Raw genomic sequence first — 25,360 nt, 5'->3', positions numbered from 1 at the left:
CAGCCCGTAAAACCCAGGCTGAGACAGAAGCTTAGGCAGTTATCAACAGACCTATCCACGTCAATTGGGGAAAACTCGGCTTGGGGCTATGACAGCAGCAAGCGCGATCCTATTTTTTATATTTTATGTAGTAGTGAAAAAATATATACTTTCTTAATACCTAGGCTCAGGACTCATTAATTGAGATAGAAGATGACAGTTGCGGCGATACAGATGGCAGAGAAGAAGGTATGGGCACAGCGGTCGTAACGCATGGCGATCCTGCGCCAGTCCTTGAGCCGAGCGAACATGTTCTCGATCCTGTGCCTTTGCCTGTAGAGGGTCTTGTCGTATTTGATCTGGATTTTGCGATTCCTTTTTGTCGGTATGCAGGGCGTCATGCCTTTGGCACGCAACGCTGCCCGGAACCAGGCAGCGTCATAGCCGCGGTCTGCAATCAGGGTTTTGGCTTTGGGCAATGACGGCAGCAGCACACGTGCTCCCTTGTAATCGCTCATCTGCCCTTCGGACAGGAGCATGGCCACAGGCTTGCCCTGACCGTCGCAGACCACATGAAGCTTCGAGTTCAGGCCGCCCTTTGTGCGACCGATACGGCGGGGAACATCCCCTTTTTTAGCAGGCTGGCTGCCGTGCGGTGGGCCTTCAGATGCGTGGCGTCGATCATCAGCCTCTCGGGCGTTTCCTCTTTACCGGTCAGTTCCACAAAGATGCGGTTGAACACGCCCAGTCGGCTCCAGCGCACGAAACGGTTATACAGTGTCTTGTGCGGCCCGTATTCCCTGGGGGCATCCTTCCATTGCAGGCCATTCCGAATGACGTAGATGATCCCGCTGATCACCCGCAGATCATCAACACGGGGAACTCCGTGGGACAAGGGAAAATAAGGTTTTATACGGTTGAACTGTGTTTCCGACAGGTAAAACAAATCTCTCATGGCAGCACCTCCGCCATAAGTGAATCACATTTGATCCTATTCGTGAATCATGAAATTAATAGGTCCTGAACCTAGGGTCTGTTCACAGTAGTTGGTTTGTGTTTACACCGAGACGGGCGCTGAGGCCGTCATCCCGCCCCGGAACAACCGATGCGCATCGCGCGAGTTCGATCGGGAGCGGTATAAAGCGCGCAATCTGGTCGAGCGATTCTTCAATCGGCTCAAACAATTTCGTCGCCTCGCGACCCGCTACGACAAATTCGCCCACCCCTTCAGTGCTTTCTTGCATCTGGCTTACGCCTACATCTGGCTACTGTGAACACGCTCTAGTGATAGGGGAACCGGAATTATGACAAAAGAAGCCGTTTTCACGATGAAGCTGGAGCCCGAATTGCGCGCCGGGTTCATAGCGGAAGCCGAAGCTGCTCACCGCCCTGCCTCCCAAGTCGTGCGCGAAATGATGCGCGAGTTTTTTCAACGGCAGCGTCAAGCACGGGAATATGACGAATTCCTACACCAGAAGGTTGAGGCTGCCAGAAGATCAGCCCAGGCCGGGAAAGGTCGATCGAACGATGAGATTGAAGCCGAATTCGCGCTACAACGTAATGCAGCGAAGCAAACGTGAGGGTTATCTGGACGCCTGAGGCAAGCCAGGACCGAGACGATATATGGAACTACATCGCAGCGGACAATCCATATGCAGCTGCCGAAATGGATGAGCTTTCAGCGTTGCCGCGACGAGACTTGCCACCTATCCCATGCTTGGCCATCCCGGAAGAATTCCTGGTACCCGTAAACTCGTTCCTTAAGAAAATTACCTGCTGGTCTATGAGCTCATCCAGAATACTGGACAGTTCAGTCACCTTGGAATGGCTCTAAAGTGACGAGTTGACCCCTGCCACCCAGAAAGTTTTCGACCAAGTTGACGCTGCTGGTGCACGAGCGCCATCGCTCTGGCACCTTATAGTAGCCCATAGTCTGCAAGGGGGAATCCGGCGAGGACTCATCAGTAAAGAGTTTCGAGATGCGGCGCTAACAGATCTGAGACTGTTGGACATCACTATCGATTCAGATACAGACATTTTGCTGAGTCAACCACGCTGTGTCTGGCGCAGCGGTGTGAGCTCACCCTCTATAATGCCGCCTATCTCGAAATGGCCCAGAGACTCGAACTTCCTTTGACAACACTGAATCAGGAGCTGCGTACCGCGGGGAACACGCTCGGTCTTACCTTGCTTGCTCAGTAAGTGAAGGCTTGAAATGGTATCCCGAATTGCAGTGCATCAATCTGGCATCCCGGCGAGAGTGACGGGCTCAACTGCGCTGGCCCACTAAAACACTCTCACCCAGGATGCAATTCCCCCCAGGAGACGCCACCAGTTCTTTCATTATACGGATCAGGGTGTTTGCCTCCCGACTCACGCGCCACAACATGAATTCTTCGGGCGGCAGCGATTTGCTTTGGTCAATGTGAGCGGCCTCTTCCGCTGCAGAATGAACGTGCCGAAGATGCCTTCCATTGTAATTATATTGAAATGGAAGATGATCCGAAGTCCCTGGATAGCACAACCATTCGAATTTGGAACCCTATATGTACCCTGCTGAAGAGCGAAGGCTTGATGTGTTGACCCATTCTAGAGAACGAAAGCCCCGGCAACGCCGGAGCTGTGACCGGTTACGAAACATTATTGTTGTCCAGTACCTTCAATTTGTCGCTGCACAATTTGATCTAGAGCAGTGGAAGTCGTTTCTGCTGTGCAGCTTCCACCCCCGCTTCCACCTTGTGCATCTAAAACATTTGCTGCTACGTTACACACGGTGGAAGCCACTCCAATTGGAGCCTGAACTGTTACCGGGATTTGACTCACATCGACATTGATGTTCTTGGCAATATTATTCGCAACATTACGGATATCAACGTTAACCAGGCCAGACTGCTGAGCGAATGCCGTGGATACCATACTAAACACAGCGGTTGAGATGAGTGCTGCAAGCGTCATTTTTACATTTTCCATTTTGATACTCCTTTTAGCCGTGAGAGCCAAAGTACTTTCTCTTAGTGTTGGAAGCTAATGCCCTTCAATTTTGCCTGCGCAAAACAGGACGCGACAAACAGACTTGATTTATATCCATAACGTTTGCAGAGTCTGTGCGCAAGCCAACAATCTTCTGAAGAACCGCATTAACGAGATTGCACTCATCCGCTTTGAAGAAGGAATGGAAAGCGATCGCTGGAAAACGCTGCTCAATCTAAGCGTATCCATTCTTAACGCATTTGACCGGCATCAGCAATAAGATGGTAGATGCTTCTTCCTTAGCAATCTCACAATCTCCTAGACCGGACCGTAATGGGACGCTAAAATGCGCGCCGTCCCATCAGTCACACAACCCTATCCCTGATTCGGTGTGGGGCAAGACCCAATTTGTTTCTCCTTTATATCCAAGCCAGACACGGCGACCGTCGCCGTTTTTTTAGATCCCTACCGACAAGGGCGATCATTTATGACTTTGGCAACTGATCAGAATCTCGACCTTGACAAACTTTCTCCAACTGCCAGAAGAATGCTGGAGCTTCGGGATGAGATTCTCTGGGAATGGGCGGAAAGGGTCCGGCAATCCGTCAAAGAAGCCGAACAGTTGCCTCATCCGATCCTGATCAATACCTTTCCGTCCCTATACGACAACATTGCAGAAGCGATTACCCCGGGCTACCCCAGAGCCACAGGAAATGAAAGCAACACCGTAGCGAGCGAGCACGGGGGCGAGCGCGCCAGGCTGACGAACTACAACGTCCATTCGGTTATCTCGGAATATCAGATATTGCGATGGACGATCTTTGATGTTTTGAAGGCGAATGGCGTTCAGCTTAACGATGAGGAAATTTACCGGATCAACGCTTCCATTGATGGATCAGTGCGTGAGGCGGTAAATGCCTTCGCTCTTGCTCAGTTAGCACTGCGCGAAAGATTCATGGCCGCGCTGACGCACGACCTGAGGAACCCATTATCAAATGCAAAACTTGCTGCCCAGTTGATTGAGCATTCTTCAGATCTGGGCAGGATAAAGGAATTTGCGGGGAAAATTGTTGCAAGCCTCGACCGTATGGACGGAATGATTCAGGATTTGCTCGATTCGGCCCGATTCCAGAGTGGAGAACGGTTACGGCTTCACCTCGAAGAATTCGACATCCAGCAGCTCGCAGAGGAAATATGCGGGCAATTCACCTTCGCGCACGGCCCGCGTTTTCAACTCATTGCCCAATCAGCCAGGGTCTGGTGGGATCGGGAAGCCGTCAAAAGAGCAATGGAAAATCTTCTTGGCAATGCCGTCAAGTATGGCGCTTCTGACACTCCTGTAAGGATCAAAATTGATCCGGTACATGGGCGCGTGATACTGACCGTGCATAATGAAGGAGAGCCGATTCCTCCGGAACAAATGGAGAGCCTGTTCCAGGTATTCCAAAGGGCAGCCGCCGCAAGGGAAGGGAACAAGGAAGGCTGGGGCATAGGCTTGCCGTACGTGCGCAGCGTCGCGGAAAGCCATGGTGGGAGTATTGAAGTTGATAGCGCAGATCACCACGGAACAACTTTCCTGGTGAGCATGCCAGCAGACGCAAGGCCTTTTCAGCATGTCCCAACACTTGAGGGAAAATGATCCTGCATAGCAGCGGAAGACGTAAAGGTGAATAACTTTTCCGCAAGTCTCGCACGCACACATCCTTGCGTTCATCCTCCGCCATCCAGGGACGGCAGTTGCTACCAGAAAATATAGCATTGCAAACTCGACCCGCCATGGAAACGAGTCCTTCGTTTGCTTGCCATGCCAAAGCTTCTGCCAAGGCCTGTTTTTCCTGAGTCTCAAAAATCATCAGCGCTCACTGGTTGGGCGAGGCGTGACTGCTGTTGTATTGCAGAATGGGGGCTATGGCGATACCCATTCTGCGCCACAATTTTTACTCCAACGACTCGGGCGTAATACTGGCCTGTTCCCACTTCCCAGGAATATCGTCACTTTCCCAAAGCTCTCTTAATGCCGGTATCTCTTCCAGGTCCCAGTTCTCGAGTGGATCATCTGAGGAGGCATCCATACTTGTCACCCTTTTAAGTGTCTCGGTTAATTTAAGGTACAAACGGCACCAACACATACTTCCCGTTGTTGCCTTCGGCTTGCCATCAACAACTGATGGGCTAAGTACTATGACCTATGCCCATAGTAAGCATCTTAAGAAATGTGCTGATTCTCATCTGTACGGTGGTTCACAATAATCGTTCAGCTGAATGCAGGGGAGCGGGTTAATCGGGGTACAGCCACGAAGACCGTGTAGCATGATCTCCAGGGTTAGGTGGGTTGCCGTATGAAGAGGTATAAGCTTCTGTGTGCTGGCGCATTGCCCTAGCTACCTTTAAGTCCAAACCTATCTATTTTTAAGCTAGGCTCAGGACCTATTAATTTGAGGATTTACGAACGGAGCTGGTTGTGATCCACTTATGGTGGAGGTGCGCCATGAGGGATCTGCTTTACTTGTCCGAAACGCAGTTCAACCGTATAAAGCGTTATTTTCCCTTGTCTCACGGGGTCCCCGGTTGATGATCTGCGGGTGATCAGCGGGATCATCTACGTGATCCGAAAGTCAGGGGCAATTACCGCCGGAATTTCCAAGATAGAGGAGAACCTCGATTCGTTGTTGTTGGCAGGGTTCATGATACTTAGTCATAAATACCGATTCTCGCCTTCTCAACCTTGCCCGCACCACTGTCACTCCGATCAGATGAACACGCGCTCCCAAAATTTCGCCCATTGTTGAAGGGGCACGTACTCCTGATCGTCATTGCGCCTGACGGTTCCGTATTTCCCTCTACTACGCCGCTGCAGCCCTACCTCGCCAAGGCTGTGGTCTCAGTTCCATGGGGCTGATCATCCTTTTTCTCATTTTCCTTCTTCCCGGCAAGATATGAACAATATGCTTCATCCAAAACCTCACGGAGCAAACACCCTGTGATTACCACGCTGGCAGTCAGCCGCGCGAAGAAAACCATCAAGGCTTAAAGATTTTTTCCGAATTTGGAAATCTCTATTTGATTGCAAAGGAGGAATTCCTTCACACCTTACATCATCAGGCAAATCATAGAAAAACGTGTACCAAAGTACAGTTAATTCCTTCCCGCCCAATGCTTAGAATGCGCCTGAATAAAGTTATCTCTGGTGTTATCCCTGGCCTACCTTAAGAAGATCTAATGAATAACCAGAAGGTGGACGGGGAACAAGGAGAAGACCATGAGTGAAATAACACTTTAAGAGCACCTGCTATCTTTTTTGCTCCAGCCGCACGCCTGTTTTACCATACAAATGTCTACTTTCCACCCGTCCCATCCCACCCACAACCGCCTCCTGGCTGCCTTGCCGCCAATTGAACTTGACGATCTGGCGCCGCATCTCGAACTGGTTCATCTGCTGCCCGGTGATGTTCTCTGCAAACCGGGCGAGACGCTTCCCTATGCCTACTTTCCCACTTCTTCCGTCATTTCCATCCATTGCATGTTGGAAAATGGAGCATCGTCGGAGCTTACAAGCGTAGGGAGAGAAGGCATGCTCGGCGTCTCGCTGTTCATGGGAGGAGAAGCTACCCAGAACTGGGTCAGCGTGCAAAGCGCCGGCTACGGCTACCGGCTGAACGCCGCATTTTTGCTCCAGGAATTCAATGAGGGGGGAATGCTACAACGCCTGTTGTTACGCTACAGTCAGGCGCTTATCACGGAAGCCGTCCAGAATGTGGTATGCAGCAGGTATCATACAGCTCAGCAGCGGCTATGCCGCTGGTTGCTGTCAATGCTGGATCGCCTCGGTCCCCAGGACCTTATCCTGACTCAGGAATCCATCGCCAGCATTCTGGGCGTTCGACGCGAGAGCGTTACAGCAATTGCAAGAAAGCTGCTGGAAGCGGGAACGATTTGCTACCGCCGCGGCCACATCATGGTTATTGATCAGATCGGTCTTCAGAAGGAGACTTGCGAGTGCTATAAAAAAGTCAAAAAAGAATTTGACCAGGTATTTGATGAGGTGAAGACATGTGAGAAGGTAAGGCAAAACAGCATAAATGCGGCAAATGCGCTTTAAATCAGTTTTCAGGCATTTCCCTTCTCAAACCCCTTCAGGGTTTTTTGTTTATTGACTCAGTCTTTAAGGCTTGACCCTTCTTCTACTTTCAACCGCTTTAAGCTCTTTTATGTGAGCCGGCGAACAGAAAGGTTAGAGCGTGTTCACAGTAGCCAGATGTAGGCGCAAGCCAGATGCAAGAAAGCATTGAAGCGGTTGGCGAGTTTGTCGTAGCGGGTCGCGAGGCGACGAAATTGTTTGAGCCGATTGAAGAATCGCTCCACCAGGTTACGCGCTTTGTACCGCTCCCGATCGAACTCGCGCGAGGCGCATCGGTTGCTCCGAGACGGGATGACGGCCTCAGCCCCCGTCTCGGTGATCACTGCGACGAACACGTGGCTGTCGTATCCCTTGTCGGCGACAACTGCATCAGTCTTGATGGAATTGATCAGTGCGGGCCCTTGTGTAATGTCGGCTACTTGGCCACCGGTGAGGATCAGGCGCAATGGATTGCCCAAGGCATCCACGCATGCATGGATCTTGGTAGTCAGCCCACCACGCGAGCGGCCGATCGCCTGATCGCTACCGTTTTTTTTGACGCGCCAGCCGAGTGCTGGTGCGCACGCACGACGGTTGAGTCGATGAATAGCTCTTCCAGATCGGCCTCGCCCTGGAGCGCTTCGGCAACACGCGACCACACGCCGTTGGCTTCCCAGCGCGCGAAGCGCACATACACCGAATGCCAGTTCCCAAACTTCGGCGGCAGGTCGCGCCAGGGGTTTCCAACCCGCGCCGTGTATAGCACCGCCTCAACGAACAACCGGTTATCCGCCGCTCGCCCTCCCTTGTCGGTTGGCTTGCCCGGCAATAGTCCCGAAATACGAGCCCACTGCGCATCGCTCAACATGTCCCGATCCATGACCCACATCCAAATTCCGGATGTAAACACAAATCAACTACTGTGAACAGGCCCTAAGGGAGTGTTAATAAAATTTAAACCAATAGCAGCTCTGTCTCCATTGCGATGAATAACATAAATCCGCCCCTTTCCGGACAGAAGGTATTGGTCGTAGACGATGAGGAAGATATACTGGTTATCACCAGGTTGATGCTGGAGTTACACGGCGCTGAAGTAATTACCTCTCTTACTGCCGTTGAAGCGCTGGAGCAGGTGCGGATGCGAAGACCCGACATCGTCATAAGCGATATCAGCATGCCTCACATGGACGGCTACCAGTTCATTCAGGCGGTGCGGAACCTCCCCGTCCATAAAGGGAAAGACACTCCGGCCTTGGCCCTTACCGCTTTCAGCCGCTCCCAGGATCGGGAAAGAGCTCTGAATGCCGGTTTCCAGGCGCATCTTTCCAAACCCGTCTCACTTCAAGTATTAATTGAGACTGTGGCGCACATTACAAATCTGCCCACTCACTCAGCTCTCGGGGAGAGACCCATTTCCTCTCCTTCTCAAGCCCCCTTCGGCAGCTTGCCCTGATTTTTTCTACTTTAATGTGTTTTACATTAGACTCGGGAAATTGCAACTCCCCAAAGATGAACCCTGTCTGGTTTCTCTCCTGCCTACTGAAAAAATAGCTTTGACCTTTATCTGCCACGAATCCCATCAAAGATAAGCTCCCTGAGCTTACCTGATGAATAAAGCAATCGAAACCCAACCACGATTAATGACGCTGCCAATATACTTCAAGCCACCGCCTCCCGGTCCCTGGATATGCACCATTGCGAGCGAAGCGGATTTATCGCCCCCACCATTAGTATTAACCAGAACAGCAAAATCGCTAACCAGAACAGCTGACACACCATCTGCAGCACTGACTGTCCACGTACTGTATTCACCGTCGACAAACCGGAGCGAAGGACTCCTGTTGCTCGGAGGATATTTCAGTTCAAAGTAAAAATCGTAGCCTGCGTCTTTTCCCGCGGGTTTATTCCGAAATCGGTGCTGCTTACCAGTTGCGTTCCCCCGAAGTTTGCGAATGAGCTGCTGTTAAGCAAAGTGGGGCCCTCGTAGGAAAATAAAAGCTTGGAAATAAATGCCTCATCCCCAATAGCGCCGAGATCACCTACCGAATTCTGAAAATTGAAATCCCACACTATTCCCGTTCTGGGTCAGGGTCAGGGTGACGACTGTTACGTTGCTGCAGCAGGGTTGCCGATGAGGTGTGTATTTATGTCAATGACGAGGGCGGAAGCTGATAGCGGTGTTGTCGCCCATAAAGCGCCAGTGAATGCCGTTGCGATAAGTTTGTTCATGTTTCCCCCTTGTTTTTTTATATGTGTTTCCATCCATCGGGGATCCCACATCCGATTCGCGGTATCTGTTAGAAGACAGAGGCATGAATGGTGCCAGTGTACAGGTTTCTGATTTAAAGGGAGAAGTTTCCTTGCAGGATATTTTAATGTAAGAATTAATGACATTCCTAAAGCCAGCAAGAAGCAGACGGGCGGGCCAACATAATCCAGGAAGAGCCTAATTCCTGGTTTTTAGCCAGGCTTCAAAATCATTTGACTTCATTGGCCTTGCATAGAGATAGCCCTGGCTTTCCGTGCACTCGATGTCCTGCAGAAATCGGGCCTGCGCTTCCGTCTCCACGCCTTCTGCCATCACCCGTAAGCCCAGGCTGCGCCCCATCGCAACTATGGCGCGGATAATCGCCTGCGCATCCGCATCCCCCGGCAGGTCACGAACAAAGGATTGGTCTATTTTTAGCCGGTCAATGGCAAACTGCCGCAAATAGGACAAGCTGGAATAGCCAGTGCCAAAATCGTCGATGGCCAGTTTTATACCATGCGATTCAAGAATGCCCATCTTCTGCACCACCGATTCCAATCCCTGCATCACGACGCTCTCGGTGACTTCCAGTTCGAGGCATTCAGGCGGAAAACCCGTTTCGGAAAGGACGCGCAACACAACATCCGTGAAATCGTTCTGGCGAAACTGCACCGCTGAAACATTTACCGCAATCGTTCCTTGGAATCCCTGATGTTCGTGCCATTGGCGCGCCTGCAGGCAGGCTTTTCTCAGGATGTATTCACCGAGAGCGAGGATTAGACCACTGTCCTCGGCTACAGGAATAAAGCTTGCAGGAGAGATCAACCCCTGCCCCGCCCGGTTCCAGCGCATGAGGGCCTCCACGCCGATGACCCGTCCCGTGGCAAGCTCTATCTGAGGCTGATATAGCGGGAAAATTTCATCACGCGAAAGTGCCCCTCGCAAGTCGTGCTCAAGTCTGAGCCGTTCAGCCGCGGCATAAGTCAAGTCCTCAGAATAGAACTGATAGCGGTTCCTGCCCTGCCCTTTGGCCGAGTACATCGCGGCATCCGCATTGCGCGTCAGACTGCTCGCATCCTTGCCATTGTCTGGATAAATGCTGATCCCGATGCTCGCAGTCAGTAATAACTCATGCTCTTCTATTTGATAGGGCTGGGAGATTGAGGTAATAAGCTTTTCCGCGCTTCGCGCCGCATCCGTCGCTGTTTCGATCCGGCTTAGCAGGACAACAAATTCATCACCCCCTACCCGGCTCACCGTATCAGCCTGGCGCACTGTGGATTGCATTCGCTGTGCGACTGCCTTGAGCAGCTTGTCGCCAATCTCATGGCCAAGCGAATCGTTGACCAGCTTGAAACGGTCAATGTCCACGAACAGCAGCGCCAATCGTATGGAATACCGCCTCGCGTTCTCGATCGCAATCCTGAGGCGATCGGAGAGCAGCGTCCGGTTAGGCAACCCGGTCAGCGAGTCGTAATGGGCCAGATACTCGATGCGTTCCTGCGATTCCTTGCGTTGGGTGATGTCTCGCACTATTTTGGATGCGCCGATGATATTACCGGCCCTATCCTTCATTGCCGATATCGTGACCGAGACATCAATTGGTTTTCTGCCCTTTCCCCATCGCACGGTTTCAAAATGATCCGCGCGTCTTCCGCTTTTGATGAGGCACATGATATCTCCCTCTTCTTCCCGGAGGTCCGGAGGAATGAGTATCTCTACGGAAGAGCCTATTACCTCGCTGGCACGATACCCGAAAAGCCCCTCTGCCCCGGCATTCCAGCTGGTGATAATGCCGTTGAGGTCCTGGACAATGATCGCATCGTTGGAGGACTCGACAATTGCCGCCAGCTGCGCTTTGTAGGCATCCGCCTCCCTTCGTTCCGTAATGTTTCTCAAGCTCCAGACGCGCACCATGTTTTGCCCCTCCAGGACTTTGGCCTTGGTATAGCGTTCAAATATCCGGCAATCGTTAAACTGAAGGAGGTCAAGGCTTTCAGGCGGCCATGCGTGATAGATTTCCTCAGTCGCGTGCAGGAATCGTTGTGGCTCTTTTAATTGGCTCGAACCATACTGGACAATTGCCTGGTGTGACATATTATCCATGAACTCCTCGGGAATCGGCCACATCTCCAGATAAAACTGGTTATGGTAGAGCACGCGGCCCACCCTGTCGGTCACCAGGAGCCCTTCAGCCGTCAACTCCACGGTGGCTTTGCACAGCGAAAGCGAGCGGCTAAATTCCGCTGTTTTTTCCTCCAGTGCCTTTCTTGTTTCCTTGCTATTGAAAACAGCGAAGAATGCGGGCAGCCTCAAATTCTATTCCTCCAGCAGGAGGCCTTTCGACTCGACCTGATTCTGTTGCTGTCCAAGATCCAGCATGTGCATAGAATTTCCAATCTTGACAATTAATGCTCTCCAGAATCAACCTGCATATTCATTCGGTAGAATCCGACATTCCGGCAAGCAATCTATTGAACACCGAAACTTCCTGCTATACCACTGTGGATGGGTTACTGGTGCGCAGTGACAAGCCCGGGCTTGGCCCTTGGTTACCAAAATATCCATTGCAGGTTTTTTCGCAAGGATCGTGGGGAACCACGGGAACTGACTTCCCTACCTAGCCTACTTAGGCTGCCGCTGCCGTAACAGTGCTTCCTTTTCCCTACCTCGATCCCTGCTTTCACGAAACGCCAACTCCTAGGAGCGTTTCGCACCATGATAATGGCTCCTGCCTTGTCTCTTGGCAAGGTACATCGCGTCATCGGCACTGCGCAAAAGGTTGTCTGCGTCGTTGCCATTATCTGGATAGAGGCTGATCCGCACACTCGCGCTTAGCAGCAGTTCATGCCCTTCTATGTGATAGGGCTGGGATAGTTTTCTCGGCAACGCTAGCGGCATTGGAGGGTGCATTGAATCCGGCTCAACAGGATAATAAATTCGTCACCTCCCAGCCGGCTGACAGTATCGGTTTCGCGCACCCTGGATTGCATACGCTCGGCTACGATCTTGAGCAGCTTGTCGCCAATCTCATGGCCAAGCGAATCGTTGATCGGCTTGAAGCGGTCAAGGTCAATAAATTGCGAGCACCGGATTCATGTCGGGTAAAGAGGCAGTTCGAAAGTTGAACAATGCCATTCCAGGATATTTCGCTGATCATCCAGTACGCATCGATTGGACGCATGACTTCGACGAATTTCTGGTAGTCAACGGCCTTGGCCATTTATCCCGCCACACCGAAATTGAAGCTGTACAGCCTGTCGTGCTGCTCATCCGAGGTGGTCAGCATCACTACGGGAATACGTCTGAGCTGCTCATCATCTTTTACCGCTTGCAGGAATTCAATTCCATTCATGATGGACATGTTCAAGTCGAGCAAGATGAGGCAGGGTTTGTCGCTGTTCTCATCCCCGAGGTAGTGTTCAGCGCATCCTCGCCGTTTTCCAGATTCCAGATGAATGACCTTGTTTATCACGTGAATCTGCTTGAGCGGCCTCATAACCGTCATCTTGTCCACCGGCTCGTCTTGACGAGGAGAATCGGCTTGTTCGTAACCCTCATACTATTTTCTCCTTTGTCATACGTTATCTGCCAGCTATCCTTGCTCAGCAGTCCCTGCATGACATTGGAGATCAGATTAATATTCCTTAGTAACTCATACTGTTTGGTATGTCACACTCATAATTAAGGAAAATCGTGAACAGGGATTTCGTAGGTGCGTTACTGCACATATTCCTCGTCTGGAGATTGTCAGAATGCGGCAGCCCTGAACTCAGGGCTTTTTTGACTGATATGTTTCCCTATCCCGGAAGAAATGTCATGAAGAAACGAAAATACATTGACCTGTACGGATATACGCAGGATGAGTTTGACCACTGGCTGGAAAGTGGGATCAACAAAAAGCTTCGCTCTGCTGGAAAATCCAGGTCAGAACTCGATATGGACACTGTCTTCGCGGCTTACAAGGATGAAACTCGCAAACTCCTTCGCCGTCGGCTGCGCGAAATGCGCATTATCGCCTGATCATCTCTCGTCTCGAGAGACTGTAAAACTACCTGGTCAGCGCTATCGTAAAATTGCATCCCTTCTTTGGACCATTCGATGTTTTTGCGATCTACGTTCGCGCTCAGGCCGGTTTTTTTAGGAAGCAGGAATGGCAACTGGCACAGTCGAATGATTCAATGATGAAAAAGACTGGGGCTTCATTACCCCTGATGACGACAATGAAGATCTGTTTGCACACTTCTCCCAAATCACCCTGTCCGGCCTCAAAACCCTCAAGGAAAGTCAAAAAATAACGCTCGGGTTACGCAGGGCCCGAAGGACAAGCAGGCGTCCAATATTTGGTAAGGTTTTCACGCTGCGAGCAAACCGTAATGCAGTGGGAATTTCGCATGTGCAAATTGCTCGTTTGCTGAGCAGTCCGTGATCCTCAATGCCCTACGACGACAAAGGGGATCGAACAGGCGTCATGGGCAGGGATAACGAGGGCTGGCGTCCACTCTGGCCATTTGAATGGAGAGCCTGTTCCAGGTATTCCAAAGGGCAGCCGCCGCAAGGGAAGGGAACAAGGCTGGGGCACAGGCTTGCCGTAGGTGCCCAGCGTCGCGGAAAGCCATGGTGGCAGTATTGAAGTTGATAGCGCAGAACACCACGGAACAACTTTCCTGGGAAGCATGCCAGGAGATGCAAGGCCTTGTCAGGAGGCTTCAACCCTTGAGGAAAAACCACATTGTACTGCATTACGTTTGTGGTTTATCCTCTGTATGAATCTTGTGCAGATTGAATATTTGAGACCTGCTTGCCCTTTAGGTCCTGCTGCTTTCTTGCCAAACCTGCAATCATTTCAACCAGCGCCGAAAACTCTACAGGTTTGCAAAAATACCTCTGAAAACCCGCATTGATTGCTTTGGCCAGCACTTCTTTCCTGCTCCAGACTGACAGCGCGACGGCAGGAGTATCCCTGCCTTTGCCCACCGGCAGGTTCCGCACGGCCCAGAGGAACTGGTAGCCCTTTACCGGGAATGTACCCAGGTCACAGAGGATGACGTCAGGTTTGTCTGTTTGCAGCTGCTCCAATCCCTCCAAAACCTCGGTACAGATTATCACTTCCGCTCCATAAAAAGACAGTATCTCTTTAGTAACGTCCAGCGCTTCTGGTTCGTCATACATGATCAAGAGCTTGAGTCCGGAAAGGACCTTCAAATCCTCTTTCTGCATCTCTGTGCCTGCTGTCCCGTTTAGGTATTGGCCTTACAGCTGAAGGAGTGATTGCTGGGAAGAAAGTTTAAAAATATCATGAGGGGACTGGAATAGGACTGTTCGCTACCGCACATTCGACCATTGCCAAACCACCAAATAAACGGCTTGTACAATTTGAGCGAGCTAGCGCTGCTTATATTCTGTTGAAACAGAAATGAAGAGGGAGGTGGACTGAGGCGAACGCATCCCTAGCCGCATGCTGTAGTTTAGTGCCCTCCAGAATCGACGCTGCGGAGCTACCTGGATCTTCCTTCGGAGCACCAGGTGGGAAGATGGCATTCGGCAAGCGCCTATGCGTCGATCAGCCTTATGCCAGGGAGAAGGCACCAGTAATTTTCTTGATAAATTGCCCCTTAAGTGCCTCAACAAAAGAAAAAGGCTTACGGTTTCATCCATAAGCCTTTGAAAAATTGTTGGGCCTGATTCTAACCTTTTGGCGTTTGTACTCTTCCGCAAGCTCAAATCAGGAGTCAGGGGTCAGGATTGGGACAAGGGCTGCTTTCGAAGCCGTTCAACAAGCTCAAGCGAATGACAAGACTGCCTACCTGCTGGCCACCTTCCAGAACCCTCTCGGTTTAGCCACTGTACCGGCTGTACCGGTGTTGTGGGATGAGTCGGCCGAAGTGCGGCCAGCCTCCGCAGGATGAAGGTCCTGTGTCTTCATCTCCCGCTTGAGCTTGTGGGCCATGAATGGCGACAAACTGCTGGCGGGCTCCTGCGTCTGCTTCCGCTCCATCTGTTCCTGGGCCGCCCTCTTCTGCCACAGATATTCCAACTCGGCAATGCGTTCCCTTACCGGCGCCTGTTCCAACTGAATCCGCGCCTCCGCCTCGCCCTCTATTTTTTTGAGATGCTCGGCAGCAAGATAGACACGCTCGGTCAATTGCAGCACTTCCGTCTCCGCCGCAGATTTGCTTGACTCGCGCTCTGCAAGAAATCGGGAAGGCATCCATCCCAGATAATGCAGTCGTGTGCGAAACGGATGAGACAGGCGCCAGTTGCATAACTGCCGGTGAGCCGCCTTTGCTTCCGTTTTGGCGTGCCGCAGTTGTTCCGACAAGGAGTCGAGCATCTGCCGCGCAGCCAGTACCTGATGTTCACGCTCCACCAGATCGCATACCTCTAGCGGCCGCAGCTCCGCTATCAAGGCCCGCAATTCCGAGCTCGTGAGATGCTCCAGCTTCTGCTCCATTTTTTTTCCTGAAGTTACCATTGGACCGATAGCGCCTTCGACCTTAAAAATGCATCTTGATGCTGGCTTGATAGAACTCGTTGGATACTTCACCCTTGAGATCGGCGCCAGCGGCGAAGCGCAGGGCGAGATGCATGGGTAGTGCAAACTCCACGTAAGGGCCGATCCAGTTGTAGACCGTACCGGGATTGCCTTCAATCCGGTCTACGTGAAATCGCAAATGCTCCCAGTGAACCCCGACAGAATTGATCGGGACATTTTTGAAATTGAACAGCGCCGGCTTGACACCGATGTTGATCCAGTTATGGATGAAGTCCCTGGCGCGCTCGTCACGAATGGCGGCGTAGTAAGCAAGATACGCCTGCCCGGTAAAAAATCCGTTGTCATAGTTGAAGGTGATGCTGGGTACTATGCCTTCGCCAGCGCGAATGCCTCTGCCGACAATCCGGCTGGAAAGCAAGGCGCCGTTGAGAATACCGAACTGGGGATTGATACTCAATGTGTCATTGAAAAGTCGAAAATTCAAGCCCATTCCGACTTCGGTCCATAACCCGTTACCCCCTGCATCCACCTGCATGCCGTTAGGTCCGGCGACTACCCGGCTACGGCCGAAGTTGGGACTTGTCCAAAGCCAGCTGTAGAAGGTAAAGTCGATGTTGTCGGCAACTTCATAACCCGCATCGAGTATGGTCTGAAAGCCAAAGAATGCATCCTGCTTCAAGGTCACGCCACCGTGAAATTTTTCCTTGTCGAAGCCATGATCTTTGTCATGAGCAGCCTGCCATCCGCCTTCTGCATGCCCCTTCATATGCGCCCCGTTGGCTTCCTTGATCTCCTTGGCTTCGGATTTCCTGGGCTCGGCCTCGGTTTGCGCAAAGGCTGGATGCGCCACGCCAGAGGACGGAGACCTCTTCAGATTCACGCCGCCATGATGCCCTTTGCCACGCACATCCTGAGCCTCCTGATTCTCCAGTCGCCCTTCCAGCTCAGCGATTCTCGCCTCCAGCAGTTCCAGTTTCCTCCTGAGCTCGTCTTCTGTTTGCGCCAGTGCCAGTGCGCTGGATGACATAAAGGCGGCGCCGAGAAACAGACAAAGGCGCAGATACTTCTTCATTTCCCTTGATACGATCGTGTTGACTTTGCTGCTTTCTTTCGATAGTACTGACATTTACAGTTCACTTTCTTTTTGTATTGATGTTGAATTTTGTACCTGTTTGGAACGGACCCCGCGAAGCGTGAATATATTGTGAACAATATGTGATGCACTTGTGAGGTTGATGTGAAGTATACGTTATGAATATGTGAATCAAATGTTGTAATTTTGTGAAGAAATTGTGAACAAGGCCATCCTGGGCTGAATCCCGGCAAGTCCGCTGGCACTTCGCCCGAATCTCATCCTGTCCGGCAACTCCGGAAATCCTGGCTTGCTGACGTCATTTTCCTGCTTCCCGAAGTCGTTTTCAGGAGCCCGTTGCTGGAATTCCGGGATTGTCATTCGTCCTTGAATTGTCGGCAAACCGGCTCGACGACTTTTGCGGTAAAATACAGCCTTTGCGCATTCTTCATGACGAGCATCACCATCGCCCTTTCCAAGGGGCGGATTTTTGACGATACCGCACCCCTGCTTAAAGCCGCGGGAATTATTCCGCTGGATGACCCCGAAACATCACGCAAGCTGATCCTTGCCACCAATCGCGACGACGTGCGGCTCATCATCGTACGGGCTTCGGATGTACCGACCTATGTGCAATATGGCGCGGCAGACATGGGCATCGCGGGAAAGGATGTGCTGCTGGAGCATGGCGGCGCAGGGCTCTATCAGCCTCTCGATTTGAATATCGCCCGCTGTCGCATGATGGTGGCTGTACGCAGCGATTTTGACTATGAATCTGCGGTCCGGCGGGGCGCGCGAGTGCGAGTCGCTACCAAGTATCTACAGACGGCGCGTGAACACTTTGCGGAAAAAGGAATGCATGTCGATCTCATCAAGCTCTATGGATCCATGGAGCTTGCTCCCCTGGTAGGATTGGCGGACGCAATCGTGGATCTGGTTTCAAGCGGCAATACGCTGAAAGCGAACAATCTCAAGGCCGTCGAAGAAATAATGCCGATCTCATCCCGACTGATCATCAATCAGGCAGCGTTGAAATTGAAACGCCGCGCAATACAACCGATGCTGGAAGCCTTCTCGGCTGCGATTACTCCCCTTACACCTCTATCTCCTTACCCCCTTGGAGCAACCCCCTGAGCGGGCTCGGAACTGCAACTGCCCCGCTCGTTTATCCCTTATCCCTTTCCTTACCCCTCATGATTTCGATAAAGAGATTGTCTTCTGCCGATACCGAGTTCGATAAGGCGCTGTCGGAACTGCTGGCGTTTGAAAACACCCAGGATGCAAAGCTGGAGGCTGCTGTCGCAGATATTCTCGCGAAGATCAGGACGGAGGGAGATAAAGCCTTGCTGGAATACACGCTCCGTTTCGATCGCGTGGATGCAAAATCGGCGGCGGATCTGGAATTGCCCCGAAATCGCCTGCAACAAGCTCTTCATAACCTGCCTGGCGAGCAACGTAACGCCCTGGAGCAGGCTGCGGAACGGGTCCGCGTCTATCATGAGAAACAGTTGACGCAATCCTGGAGCTACGTGGAGCCTGACGGAACACACCTTGGGCAGAAAATCACCCCTCTCGATCGTGCCGGTCTGTATGTTCCCGGCGGCAAGGCAGCCTACCCTTCATCAGTCCTGATGAACGCAATTCCCGCCAAGGTGGCAGGAGTGGGCGAACTTGTCATGGTGACACCCACTCCACAGGGCGAAGTAAATGACCTGGTGCTCGCTGCTGCGGCCATTTGCGAGGTTGACCGGGTTTTCACCATAGGGGGCGCTCAAGCCGTGGGCGCACTGGCATATGGCACCCCTACCGTGCCGCGAGTGGACAAGATCGTCGGCCCGGGAAACGCTTATGTGGCAACAGCCAAGCGGCATGTTTTCGGTGTGGTAGGGATCGATATGCTCGCGGGACCTTCCGAAATTCTGATCATCTGCGATGGCAAAACCAATCCGGACTGGATTGCGATGGACATGTTTTCCCAGGCGGAGCACGACGAGTTGGCGCAGGCAATCCTGCTGTCACCCGATCTTCATTTTATCGAAACAGTCGCAGCGAGTATCGTCCGGCAGCTGGAAACGATGCCACGCAAGGAGATAATCCGGACTTCGCTCGAAAACAGGAGCGCCTTGATTCAGGTGCATGATCTGGAAGAAGCCTGTGAGATCGCCAACAGCATCGCGCCCGAACATCTGGAGTTATCAGTAGAACAGCCGGAAAAGTGGGTGGAAAAAATAAGACACGCGGGTGCGATTTTTCTGGGTCGCCATACATCGGAAGCGCTGGGAGATTATTGCGCGGGTCCCAACCACGTCCTCCCCACTTCCCGTACTGCACGCTTTTCGTCGCCACTCGGAGTATACGATTTTCAGAAACGCAGCAGCATTATTCAGGTATCGGGGCAGGGATCAGCGAAATTGGGCGCCATTGCCTCTATCCTGGCCCAAGGTGAAGGGCTGCAGGCACACGCAATGTCAGCGGAATATCGTTACACAAAAAAAATAGCCCTTGGAAAAAATTGAGGACCTCTCCCGGATTTCCTTCTCCCCCGCCGGGAAAGCCGGAAGCCGGGCGAGAGCGTACAATCCATTCTTATGATAAATCCTGGGAATTTTGCGCATGGATCGAGCCGCGCTGCATTCAGCGGATGCAGGAGATATCAGGTAGTGAACGCCCTATGATCCCACCGGCCCAGGCTCAAGGAACTATCGACATCCGGCTCGGCGGGGGGATGAATAAACCTGAGGTAATTAACTCGACCATGAGGTAGAATTGGCTGTTATGCCTTTTTCCCCCGATCAGATCATTCGCCCCGAAATTCTCGCGCTTTCCGCTTACCACGTGCCTCCCGCATGCGGAATGATAAAGCTGGATGCGATGGAAAACCCTTACCCGCTTCCCCCGGAATTGCGCGATGAAATTGCGAAGCTTGCAGGTGAGACGCCGGTCAATCGCTACCCCGACCCCGATGCAGCAGCGCTCAAAGCGGCGTTACGCGAGGCATTGAGCATCCCGGACGGGATGGATATCATGCTCGGCAATGGTTCGGATGAGATCATCCAGATTATTGCTTTAGCATGCGGGAAGCCCGGCGCGGTATTGATGAGCGTGGAGCCTGCATTCGTCATGTTTCGCATGATTGCCACTTTTGCTTCGATGAATTATGTGGGTGTCCCATTACATCCCGATTTTTCACTCGACGCGGAGGCAATGCTTGCCGCAATTGCGCGATACCAGCCTGCGGTCATTTTTATCGCCTATCCCAATAACCCTACAGGTAACCTGTTTGACGCCGTTGAAATCTCACGTATTATTGACGCTGCCCCGGGCGTGGTGGTCGTCGATGAGGCTTACCATGCCTTCGCCGATGCGAGTTTCATGGACAAGCTCGCGCATCATCCCAATCTGTTGCTGATGCGCACACTTTCGAAGCTGGGAATGGCCGGCTTGAGGCTGGGCTTGCTGGCGGGAAAACCCGAATGGCTAAGACAGCTGGAAAAATTGCGGCTGCCGTATAATGTAGGAATCGTTACTCAACGGATTGCAGAGAAATTACTGCAGCACCGTGATGTCCTGCTGCAACAGGCGGCAGCCATCAAGCTTGAACGTTCATCGATGAGCAGGCGGCTGGCGGAATTGGAAGGTATCGAGGTTTTTCCGACGGATGCGAATTTCATCCTGTTTCGCCTGAACCAGGATCATAAGGCAACCCAGGTATTTCAGGAACTCAAACAACGTGGCATATTGGTCAAAAATCTGGACGGCGCTCACCCATTGCTCAAAAACTGCTTGCGGGTGACCGTGGGAATGCCGGATGAAAATGCGCAGTTTCTGGAGGTCCTGCAAACTTTGCTCGTGAAGGTTGAAGCGAAAGCCTGACGCCCTATCCCCATTTTTATTGCAGTTTTATTCGATTTATTTCACCTGATTCCTCGCATGCGTCACGCTCAGGTCAACCGTAATACGCTGGAAACCCGCATCAACATCAAAGTCAATCTCGATGGAAGCGGAAAGGCGGTTCTGGCTACAGGGGTACCGTTTCTCGATCATATGCTGGACCAGGTTGCGCGTCACGGAATGATCGATCTCGAGGTTTCAGCCGAGGGAGATTTGCATATCGACGCTCACCACACGGTGGAAGATATCGGCATCACTTTTGGGCAGGCATTCACCCAGGCGGTTGGAACCAAGAGCGGCTTGCGCCGCTACGGCCATTCCTACGTGCCCCTGGACGAAGCCCTCTCCCGGGTGGTGATCGATCTATCCGGCCGCCCCGGAATGGAGTTCAATGTCGAGTTTGTGCGGGCGCGTATCGGGGAATTCGATGTCGATCTCATCAGCGAATTTTTCCGGGGTTTTGTCAACCACGCCATGGTTACCCTGCATATCGACAACTTATCGGGCACAAATGCGCATCACCAGGCGGAAACCATATTCAAGGCGTTCGGGCGCGCGCTGCGCATGGCGGTGGAAGCCGATCCGCGGGCAGCGGGTGCAATACCCTCCACCAAAGGCACTCTGTAATTTCCCACACTCATAGATGCGGTATGACTGATATTGCAATTGTTGACTACGGCATGGGAAACCTGCGTTCCGTAGCCAAAGCACTGGAACATGTCGCCCCCGAGGCTGTCATCGCTGTCACCAATAACCCTGAAGTAGTGCGGAAAGCGGAGCGCGTGGTCGTTCCCGGGCAGGGCGCCATGCCGGACTGCCTGCGTGAACTGGACCGGCTCGGATTGCGCGAAGCCGTGCGGGACGCAGCCGCCAACAAACCATTCCTGGGTATCTGCATCGGCCTGCAAATGCTGTTCGACAGCAGCGAGGAGGGCAATGTCTCCGGGCTCGGTATCGTGCCGGGAAGGGTAAAGCGTTTTCCCGCAAGTGCGATGAAAGATGAAAAAGGGCAGAAACTCAAGGTGCCGCACATGGGTTGGAATCAGGTCCATCAGTCGGTCGGGCATTCCCTCTGGAAAAACATTGCCAATGATTCGCGCTTTTATTTCGTGCACAGCTACTATGTCGAACCCGCTGACGCCGATTCGGCGGGTCACAGTGCTTACCCCTTTTCTTTTACTTGTGCGGTGGCGAAAGATAACATTTTTGCCGTACAGTTCCACCCCGAAAAGAGCCACGCGGCCGGCCTGACGCTCCTCGGTAACTTTGTCCGCTGGAAGCCCGTTTGAGAAACGTTAGAAGGTTTGCGCGCTACGAATTCTGAAACTCAATTCATTTTTATCCTGATTCAAAATGCTTATCATTCCCGCTATAGATTTGAAAGACGGTCACTGTGTACGGCTGAAACAGGGTGTGATGGAAAACGTTACTGTATTTTCTGAAGATCCTGCTGCCATGGCCAGGCATTGGCTGGATCAAGGCGCCAGAAGACTGCATCTGGTAGACCTGAATGGCGCGTTTGCGGGCAAACCGAAGAACGAGCTGGCAATCCGCGACATCGTAGATGCCATCGGGGATGAGATTCCGACTCAACTCGGCGGCGGCATACGTGATCTGGAAACCATCGAACGTTACCTCGATGACGGTATTACCTACATCATCATCGGCACAGCCGCAGTAAAAACCCCCGGATTCCTGCACGACGCGTGCAATGCTTTTCCAGGTCATATCATGGTCGGGCTGGATGCAAAGGACGGCAAGGTGGCGGTCAATGGCTGGTCCAAGGTGACGGGGCATGACGTGGTGGATCTTGCGAAAAAATTCGAAGACTATGGCGTGGAGGCAATCATCTATACCGATATCGGGCGCGATGGCATGTTGAGCGGTGTCAATCTGAAGGCGACCCTGGAGCTGGCCAGGGCGCTGACGATTCCCGTCATTGCCAGTGGCGGCGTGAGCAGCCTTGATGACGTCAAGGCACTGTGCGAGATGGAACCGGAAGGTATTGCAGGTGCAATAACGGGACGCGCCATTTATGAAGGGACGCTCGACTTCAAGGTAGCCCAGGAGCTGGCGGATGAGCTAAGCACCCAATCAAGCCCCAGGGATACGACAATTCTCTTTTGATGAAACATCCCATCTCGTCCAGCCATACAGGCTGGAGCGGTTCCCGACTCGGATTATTCTTTTTTCTATCACTACAACTCCCTTACGGAAAGCCCGAGTCTTGCGGTTACCTCTACAAATTCGAACTCTTCGACCTCCTTGCGACCCCAGAGCGCAAGGAGGGACAAAAACAGATAATCCGCATAGCGGAAACCTACAAACTTTGCGGTTTTTAGCGGTATCCAGAGGTGTCTATGGGTCTTGCCAAGCGTATCATTCCCTGTCTTGACGTTACGAACGGACGTGTTGTCAAGGGAGTCAAATTTGTCTCACTTCGAGATGCGGGAGATCCCATCGAAATAGCGCGCCGCTATGATGATCAGGGAGCGGATGAGCTGACTTTCCTCGATATTACCGCGAGTTCCGATGACCGTGATCTGATTCTTCATATCATCGAAGAAGTGGCAGCCCAGGTATTCATCCCGTTGACGGTAGGAGGCGGTGTTCGCAAGGTGGAAGATGTGCGCCGTCTCCTGAATGCAGGAGCTGATAAGGTAAGCATCAACACTTCGGCCATACAAAACCCCCAACTGGTGGCTGATGCGGCGGGGCGTTATGGCTCTCAATGCATTGTCGTGGCGATAGACGCCAAGCGTGCGGGACAAGGATGGGAAGTATTCACGCACGGGGGCCGCAAGCCTACCGGACTCGATGCAATCGAATGGGCTAAGAAAATGCAATCTCTCGGAGCTGGAGAAATATTGCTGACCAGTATGGACAGAGACGGTACCCGGGATGGGTTCGATCTGGCGCTGACCCGCGCGGTGTCAGATGCGGTGGATGTACCGGTGATTGCGAGCGGCGGTGTAGGCAATCTGCAGCATCTGGTTGATGGAGTCGTGGAAGGTCATGCCGATGCTGTGCTGGCTGCGAGCGTTTTCCACTATGGCGAATATACCGTTCGCCAGGCCAAGGAATATATGTCACAGCATGGTATTGAAGTACGACTATAGTAACAGGATCGAATCAAACTCCGGCATATTCATGTCTGATACATGGCTCAACAAAGTAAACTGGTCTGCGGACGGATTAGTGCCGGTCGTGACACAGGATGCCATCAGCAATAAGGTACTGATGGTAGCCTGGATGAATCCCGAGGCATTGAGACTTACTGCGCAAACGGGGGAGGCCCATTACTGGTCACGCTCGCGCAAAAAACTCTGGCATAAAGGTGAAGAATCCGGGCATGTGCAGAAAGTAAAAGAAATCCGGCTGGATTGTGATGAGGACGTCCTGCTGCTGGTAGTGGAACAAGTCGGGGGGGTCGCTTGTCATACCGGCAGGCATCATTGCTTTTTCAAAAAACTGGAACAGGACCAGTGGTTGGTGACCGAACCCGTCATCAAGAATCCCGAAGAGATCTACGGGCAGCGATGAGCGATCCCGATATTCTTTTTCGCCTTGCCGAGACCATAGAGGCACGTAAACAGTCTGATCCCCATGCTTCTTATGTGGCGAAGCTGCTGCATGACGGACGGGACAAGATTCTGAAAAAGATTGCGGAAGAATCAGCGGAGGTTCTGCTGGCATCGAAAGATGGGGATAGCACGCACGTAGTGCGCGAGACGGCGGATCTTTGGTTTCATTGCCTGGTGTTACTGGCTCATCATAATCTGAAGCTGGGGGATGTGCTGGATGAGTTACGCCGGCGGGAAGGGGTTTCAGGAATTGATGAAAAAGCTGCCCGCAAAGCAGGACTGGCAGATAACGGAATCGGCAGGATGAATCAGGATAAGTAAATGGACAGTTGTATTTTTTGCAAGATTGTGCGAGGAGAAATTCCGAGCGAGAAAGTGTATGAGGATGCCCGCGTTTATGCATTCCATGATATCCACCCGGCGGCCCCGGTACACTTCATGCTGATACCCAAACTGCACATCAACTCGCTTGCCGATGTGGAAAATGCCCATAGCGCCTTGCTCGGTGAGATGATGGTACTGGTGCCCAAGCTGGCAAGGGAACAAGGTTGTACGGATGGTTTTCGTACGGTAATCAATACTGGACGAGTAGGCGGCCAAGAAGTACATCACCTGCACATCCACATCATCGGTGGCATGGAACGCCTGCCGGGAATGATTGCTCGCGGGAAATAAAGGTAATGAGCAAAGGATAAGGGATAAAGGAGGAATAATGGGATCATTCAGCATCTGGCATTGGCTGATCGTTCTGCTGATCGTTGTTCTGGTATTCGGTACCAAAAAACTCCGTAATCTGGGAAGCGATCTGGGCGGGGCGGTGAAGGGCTTCCGCGAAGGTGTAAAAAGCGCGGATGAAGAGGAGATATCCGCGCATAATCACACCGAGGCCCGGATTATCGATGCCGATATCAAAGATAAGGCTCAGTCGAAATCCTGAATACCGATAGCGGCGACAACCGGCGACTCGGCAAGCGAGAAGTGACGCGGTCGCTATCGATCGCTT

The 25,360-nt window shown here is 52.2% G+C and carries 28 protein-coding genes and 2 pseudogenes; 18 read left to right on the top strand and 12 right to left on the bottom strand.

Annotation, left to right across the window (positions count from 1 at the left end; genetic code table 11):
* Nucleotides 1-176: 176 nt before the first annotated feature.
* Nucleotides 177-934 (bottom strand): IS5 family transposase gene (locus tag NMUL_RS15255; RefSeq protein WP_148235532.1). Its coding sequence is split into 2 segments (ribosomal slippage): nucleotides 177-601 and nucleotides 601-934, totalling 759 coding nucleotides; the frame shifts between segments, so codons are not numbered across the junction.
* A 91-nt stretch (nucleotides 935-1,025) separates the two neighbouring features.
* Here NMUL_RS15255 and NMUL_RS15250 point away from each other — a divergent pair.
* Together NMUL_RS15250 and NMUL_RS04425 are read left to right on the top strand one after the other, a co-directional pair.
* Nucleotides 1,026-1,253 carry an IS5/IS1182 family transposase gene (locus NMUL_RS15250; protein ID WP_011380188.1) on the top strand — a complete coding sequence of 76 codons (228 nt, stop codon included), beginning with the start codon at nucleotides 1,026-1,028 and terminating at the stop codon, nucleotides 1,251-1,253.
* Nucleotides 1,254-1,283: 30 nt separating this feature from the next.
* Nucleotides 1,284-1,559: a hypothetical protein gene (locus NMUL_RS04425; protein ID WP_011380187.1), complete on the top strand. Its 276-nt coding sequence runs from the start codon at nucleotides 1,284-1,286 to the stop codon at nucleotides 1,557-1,559.
* 1,060 nt (nucleotides 1,560-2,619) lie between these two features.
* Here the strand turns inward: NMUL_RS04425 and NMUL_RS04420 are convergent.
* On the bottom strand, nucleotides 2,620-2,949 hold the full coding sequence (locus NMUL_RS04420; protein ID WP_104009793.1) for a hypothetical protein: 330 nt from the start codon (nucleotides 2,947-2,949) through the stop codon (nucleotides 2,620-2,622).
* 487 nt (nucleotides 2,950-3,436) lie between these two features.
* On the opposite strand from NMUL_RS04420, the gene NMUL_RS04415 reads away from it, so the two are divergent.
* On the top strand, nucleotides 3,437-4,588 hold the full coding sequence (locus tag NMUL_RS04415; protein WP_011380184.1) for a sensor histidine kinase: 1,152 nt from the start codon (nucleotides 3,437-3,439) through the stop codon (nucleotides 4,586-4,588).
* 298 nt (nucleotides 4,589-4,886) lie between these two features.
* Here NMUL_RS04415 and NMUL_RS16480 read toward each other — a convergent pair whose 3' ends face one another.
* On the bottom strand, nucleotides 4,887-5,021 hold the full coding sequence (locus tag NMUL_RS16480; protein ID WP_256326856.1) for a hypothetical protein: 135 nt from the start codon (nucleotides 5,019-5,021) through the stop codon (nucleotides 4,887-4,889).
* 1,259 nt (nucleotides 5,022-6,280) lie between these two features.
* On the opposite strand from NMUL_RS16480, the gene NMUL_RS04405 reads away from it, so the two are divergent.
* Nucleotides 6,281-7,048 (top strand): Crp/Fnr family transcriptional regulator, encoded by a 768-nt coding sequence (locus tag NMUL_RS04405; protein WP_011380183.1) that lies wholly within the window; start codon nucleotides 6,281-6,283, stop codon nucleotides 7,046-7,048.
* Nucleotides 7,049-7,191: 143 nt separating this feature from the next.
* On the opposite strand, the pseudogene NMUL_RS15240 reads toward NMUL_RS04405, so the two are convergent.
* A pseudogene (locus NMUL_RS15240) lies at nucleotides 7,192-7,934 on the bottom strand (IS5 family transposase).
* A gap of 117 nt (nucleotides 7,935-8,051) precedes the next feature.
* Between NMUL_RS15240 and NMUL_RS04390 the strand changes: the two are divergent.
* The gene (locus NMUL_RS04390; RefSeq protein WP_011380182.1) at nucleotides 8,052-8,519 is read left to right on the top strand and encodes a response regulator; all 468 of its coding nucleotides are present in this window, start codon (nucleotides 8,052-8,054) and stop codon (nucleotides 8,517-8,519) included.
* A gap of 653 nt (nucleotides 8,520-9,172) precedes the next feature.
* Here NMUL_RS04390 and NMUL_RS16475 read toward each other — a convergent pair.
* The 5 genes from NMUL_RS16475 to NMUL_RS16260 all read right to left on the bottom strand — a co-directional run bounded on the left by NMUL_RS16475 (nucleotide 9,173) and on the right by NMUL_RS16260 (nucleotide 12,822).
* Nucleotides 9,173-9,295, bottom strand: coding sequence for a hypothetical protein (locus NMUL_RS16475; RefSeq protein WP_258039208.1), 123 nt, complete (start codon nucleotides 9,293-9,295; stop codon nucleotides 9,173-9,175).
* Between the two features lie 217 nt (nucleotides 9,296-9,512).
* Nucleotides 9,513-11,630 (bottom strand): putative bifunctional diguanylate cyclase/phosphodiesterase, encoded by a 2,118-nt coding sequence (locus NMUL_RS04380; RefSeq protein ID WP_011380181.1) that lies wholly within the window; start codon nucleotides 11,628-11,630, stop codon nucleotides 9,513-9,515.
* 384 nt (nucleotides 11,631-12,014) lie between these two features.
* Nucleotides 12,015-12,215, bottom strand: a complete 201-nt coding sequence (locus NMUL_RS16470; RefSeq protein ID WP_074773162.1) for a diguanylate cyclase domain-containing protein — start codon at nucleotides 12,213-12,215, stop codon at nucleotides 12,015-12,017.
* The gene (locus NMUL_RS16465; RefSeq protein ID WP_256326878.1) at nucleotides 12,206-12,343 is read right to left on the bottom strand and encodes a diguanylate cyclase domain-containing protein; all 138 of its coding nucleotides are present in this window, start codon (nucleotides 12,341-12,343) and stop codon (nucleotides 12,206-12,208) included. The genes NMUL_RS16470 and NMUL_RS16465 overlap by 10 nt, the downstream gene beginning before the upstream one ends.
* 194 nt (nucleotides 12,344-12,537) lie before the next feature.
* Nucleotides 12,538-12,822, bottom strand: a complete 285-nt coding sequence (locus NMUL_RS16260) for a response regulator (RefSeq protein WP_011380180.1) — start codon at nucleotides 12,820-12,822, stop codon at nucleotides 12,538-12,540.
* Nucleotides 12,823-13,133: 311 nt separating this feature from the next.
* On the opposite strand from NMUL_RS16260, the gene NMUL_RS15600 reads away from it, so the two are divergent.
* Together NMUL_RS15600 and NMUL_RS15220 are read left to right on the top strand one after the other, a co-directional pair.
* A complete protein-coding gene (locus NMUL_RS15600; RefSeq protein ID WP_143034420.1) occupies nucleotides 13,134-13,337 on the top strand; it encodes a hypothetical protein in 204 nt (67 codons plus the stop codon).
* Nucleotides 13,338-13,467: 130 nt separating this feature from the next.
* Nucleotides 13,468-13,664 (top strand): annotated as a pseudogene (locus NMUL_RS15220) (cold-shock protein).
* Nucleotides 13,665-14,069: 405 nt separating this feature from the next.
* On the opposite strand, the gene NMUL_RS04360 reads toward NMUL_RS15220, so the two are convergent.
* The 3 genes from NMUL_RS04360 to NMUL_RS04350 form a co-directional block, all read right to left on the bottom strand.
* Nucleotides 14,070-14,486 (bottom strand): response regulator, encoded by a 417-nt coding sequence (locus NMUL_RS04360; protein WP_238529896.1) that lies wholly within the window; start codon nucleotides 14,484-14,486, stop codon nucleotides 14,070-14,072.
* Nucleotides 14,487-15,117: 631 nt separating this feature from the next.
* Nucleotides 15,118-15,768 carry a hypothetical protein gene (locus tag NMUL_RS04355; RefSeq protein ID WP_011380177.1) on the bottom strand — a complete coding sequence of 217 codons (651 nt, stop codon included), beginning with the start codon at nucleotides 15,766-15,768 and terminating at the stop codon, nucleotides 15,118-15,120.
* Nucleotides 15,769-15,811: 43 nt separating this feature from the next.
* Nucleotides 15,812-16,936 (bottom strand): DUF6733 family protein, encoded by a 1,125-nt coding sequence (locus NMUL_RS04350; protein WP_011380176.1) that lies wholly within the window; start codon nucleotides 16,934-16,936, stop codon nucleotides 15,812-15,814.
* 396 nt (nucleotides 16,937-17,332) lie between these two features.
* On the opposite strand from NMUL_RS04350, the gene hisG reads away from it, so the two are divergent.
* From hisG to tatA, 11 genes are all read left to right on the top strand, one after another.
* Nucleotides 17,333-18,016 (top strand): ATP phosphoribosyltransferase, encoded by a 684-nt coding sequence (gene hisG, locus NMUL_RS04340; RefSeq protein ID WP_011380175.1) that lies wholly within the window; start codon nucleotides 17,333-17,335, stop codon nucleotides 18,014-18,016.
* A 59-nt stretch (nucleotides 18,017-18,075) separates the two neighbouring features.
* Nucleotides 18,076-19,398 (top strand): histidinol dehydrogenase, encoded by a 1,323-nt coding sequence (hisD, locus tag NMUL_RS04335; protein WP_011380174.1) that lies wholly within the window; start codon nucleotides 18,076-18,078, stop codon nucleotides 19,396-19,398.
* 250 nt (nucleotides 19,399-19,648) lie between these two features.
* Nucleotides 19,649-20,755 carry a histidinol-phosphate transaminase gene (gene hisC, locus NMUL_RS04330; protein ID WP_011380173.1) on the top strand — a complete coding sequence of 369 codons (1,107 nt, stop codon included), beginning with the start codon at nucleotides 19,649-19,651 and terminating at the stop codon, nucleotides 20,753-20,755.
* A gap of 57 nt (nucleotides 20,756-20,812) precedes the next feature.
* The gene (gene hisB / locus NMUL_RS04325) at nucleotides 20,813-21,400 is read left to right on the top strand and encodes an imidazoleglycerol-phosphate dehydratase HisB (RefSeq protein WP_011380172.1); all 588 of its coding nucleotides are present in this window, start codon (nucleotides 20,813-20,815) and stop codon (nucleotides 21,398-21,400) included.
* A 23-nt stretch (nucleotides 21,401-21,423) separates the two neighbouring features.
* Nucleotides 21,424-22,062 (top strand): imidazole glycerol phosphate synthase subunit HisH, encoded by a 639-nt coding sequence (gene hisH / locus NMUL_RS04320; RefSeq protein WP_011380171.1) that lies wholly within the window; start codon nucleotides 21,424-21,426, stop codon nucleotides 22,060-22,062.
* Between the two features lie 64 nt (nucleotides 22,063-22,126).
* Nucleotides 22,127-22,900 carry a 1-(5-phosphoribosyl)-5-[(5-phosphoribosylamino)methylideneamino]imidazole-4-carboxamide isomerase gene (gene hisA, locus NMUL_RS04315; protein ID WP_011380170.1) on the top strand — a complete coding sequence of 258 codons (774 nt, stop codon included), beginning with the start codon at nucleotides 22,127-22,129 and terminating at the stop codon, nucleotides 22,898-22,900.
* Nucleotides 22,901-23,133: 233 nt separating this feature from the next.
* Nucleotides 23,134-23,892, top strand: coding sequence for an imidazole glycerol phosphate synthase subunit HisF (gene hisF / locus NMUL_RS04305; protein WP_011380169.1), 759 nt, complete (start codon nucleotides 23,134-23,136; stop codon nucleotides 23,890-23,892).
* A gap of 31 nt (nucleotides 23,893-23,923) precedes the next feature.
* Nucleotides 23,924-24,316, top strand: a complete 393-nt coding sequence (hisI, locus tag NMUL_RS04300; RefSeq protein ID WP_011380168.1) for a phosphoribosyl-AMP cyclohydrolase — start codon at nucleotides 23,924-23,926, stop codon at nucleotides 24,314-24,316.
* Entirely contained in the window at nucleotides 24,313-24,678 is a 366-nt protein-coding gene (locus NMUL_RS04295) for a phosphoribosyl-ATP diphosphatase (RefSeq protein ID WP_011380167.1), read from the top strand. The genes hisI and NMUL_RS04295 overlap by 4 nt, the downstream gene beginning before the upstream one ends.
* The gene (locus NMUL_RS04290) at nucleotides 24,679-25,032 is read left to right on the top strand and encodes a histidine triad nucleotide-binding protein (RefSeq protein WP_011380166.1); all 354 of its coding nucleotides are present in this window, start codon (nucleotides 24,679-24,681) and stop codon (nucleotides 25,030-25,032) included. It abuts the gene before it with no gap.
* A gap of 37 nt (nucleotides 25,033-25,069) precedes the next feature.
* Nucleotides 25,070-25,294, top strand: coding sequence for a Sec-independent protein translocase subunit TatA (tatA, locus tag NMUL_RS04285; RefSeq protein WP_011380165.1), 225 nt, complete (start codon nucleotides 25,070-25,072; stop codon nucleotides 25,292-25,294).
* The last annotated feature ends 66 nt before the right edge of the window (nucleotides 25,295-25,360 follow it).

Origin of the sequence: Nitrosospira multiformis ATCC 25196, assembly GCF_000196355.1 — a bacterium.
In the GTDB taxonomy this organism is placed as follows: Bacteria; Pseudomonadota; Gammaproteobacteria; order Burkholderiales; family Nitrosomonadaceae; genus Nitrosospira; species Nitrosospira multiformis.
The sequence above is the reverse complement of the archived record's forward strand: the minus strand, read 5'-3'. Positions and strand labels throughout refer to the sequence as shown.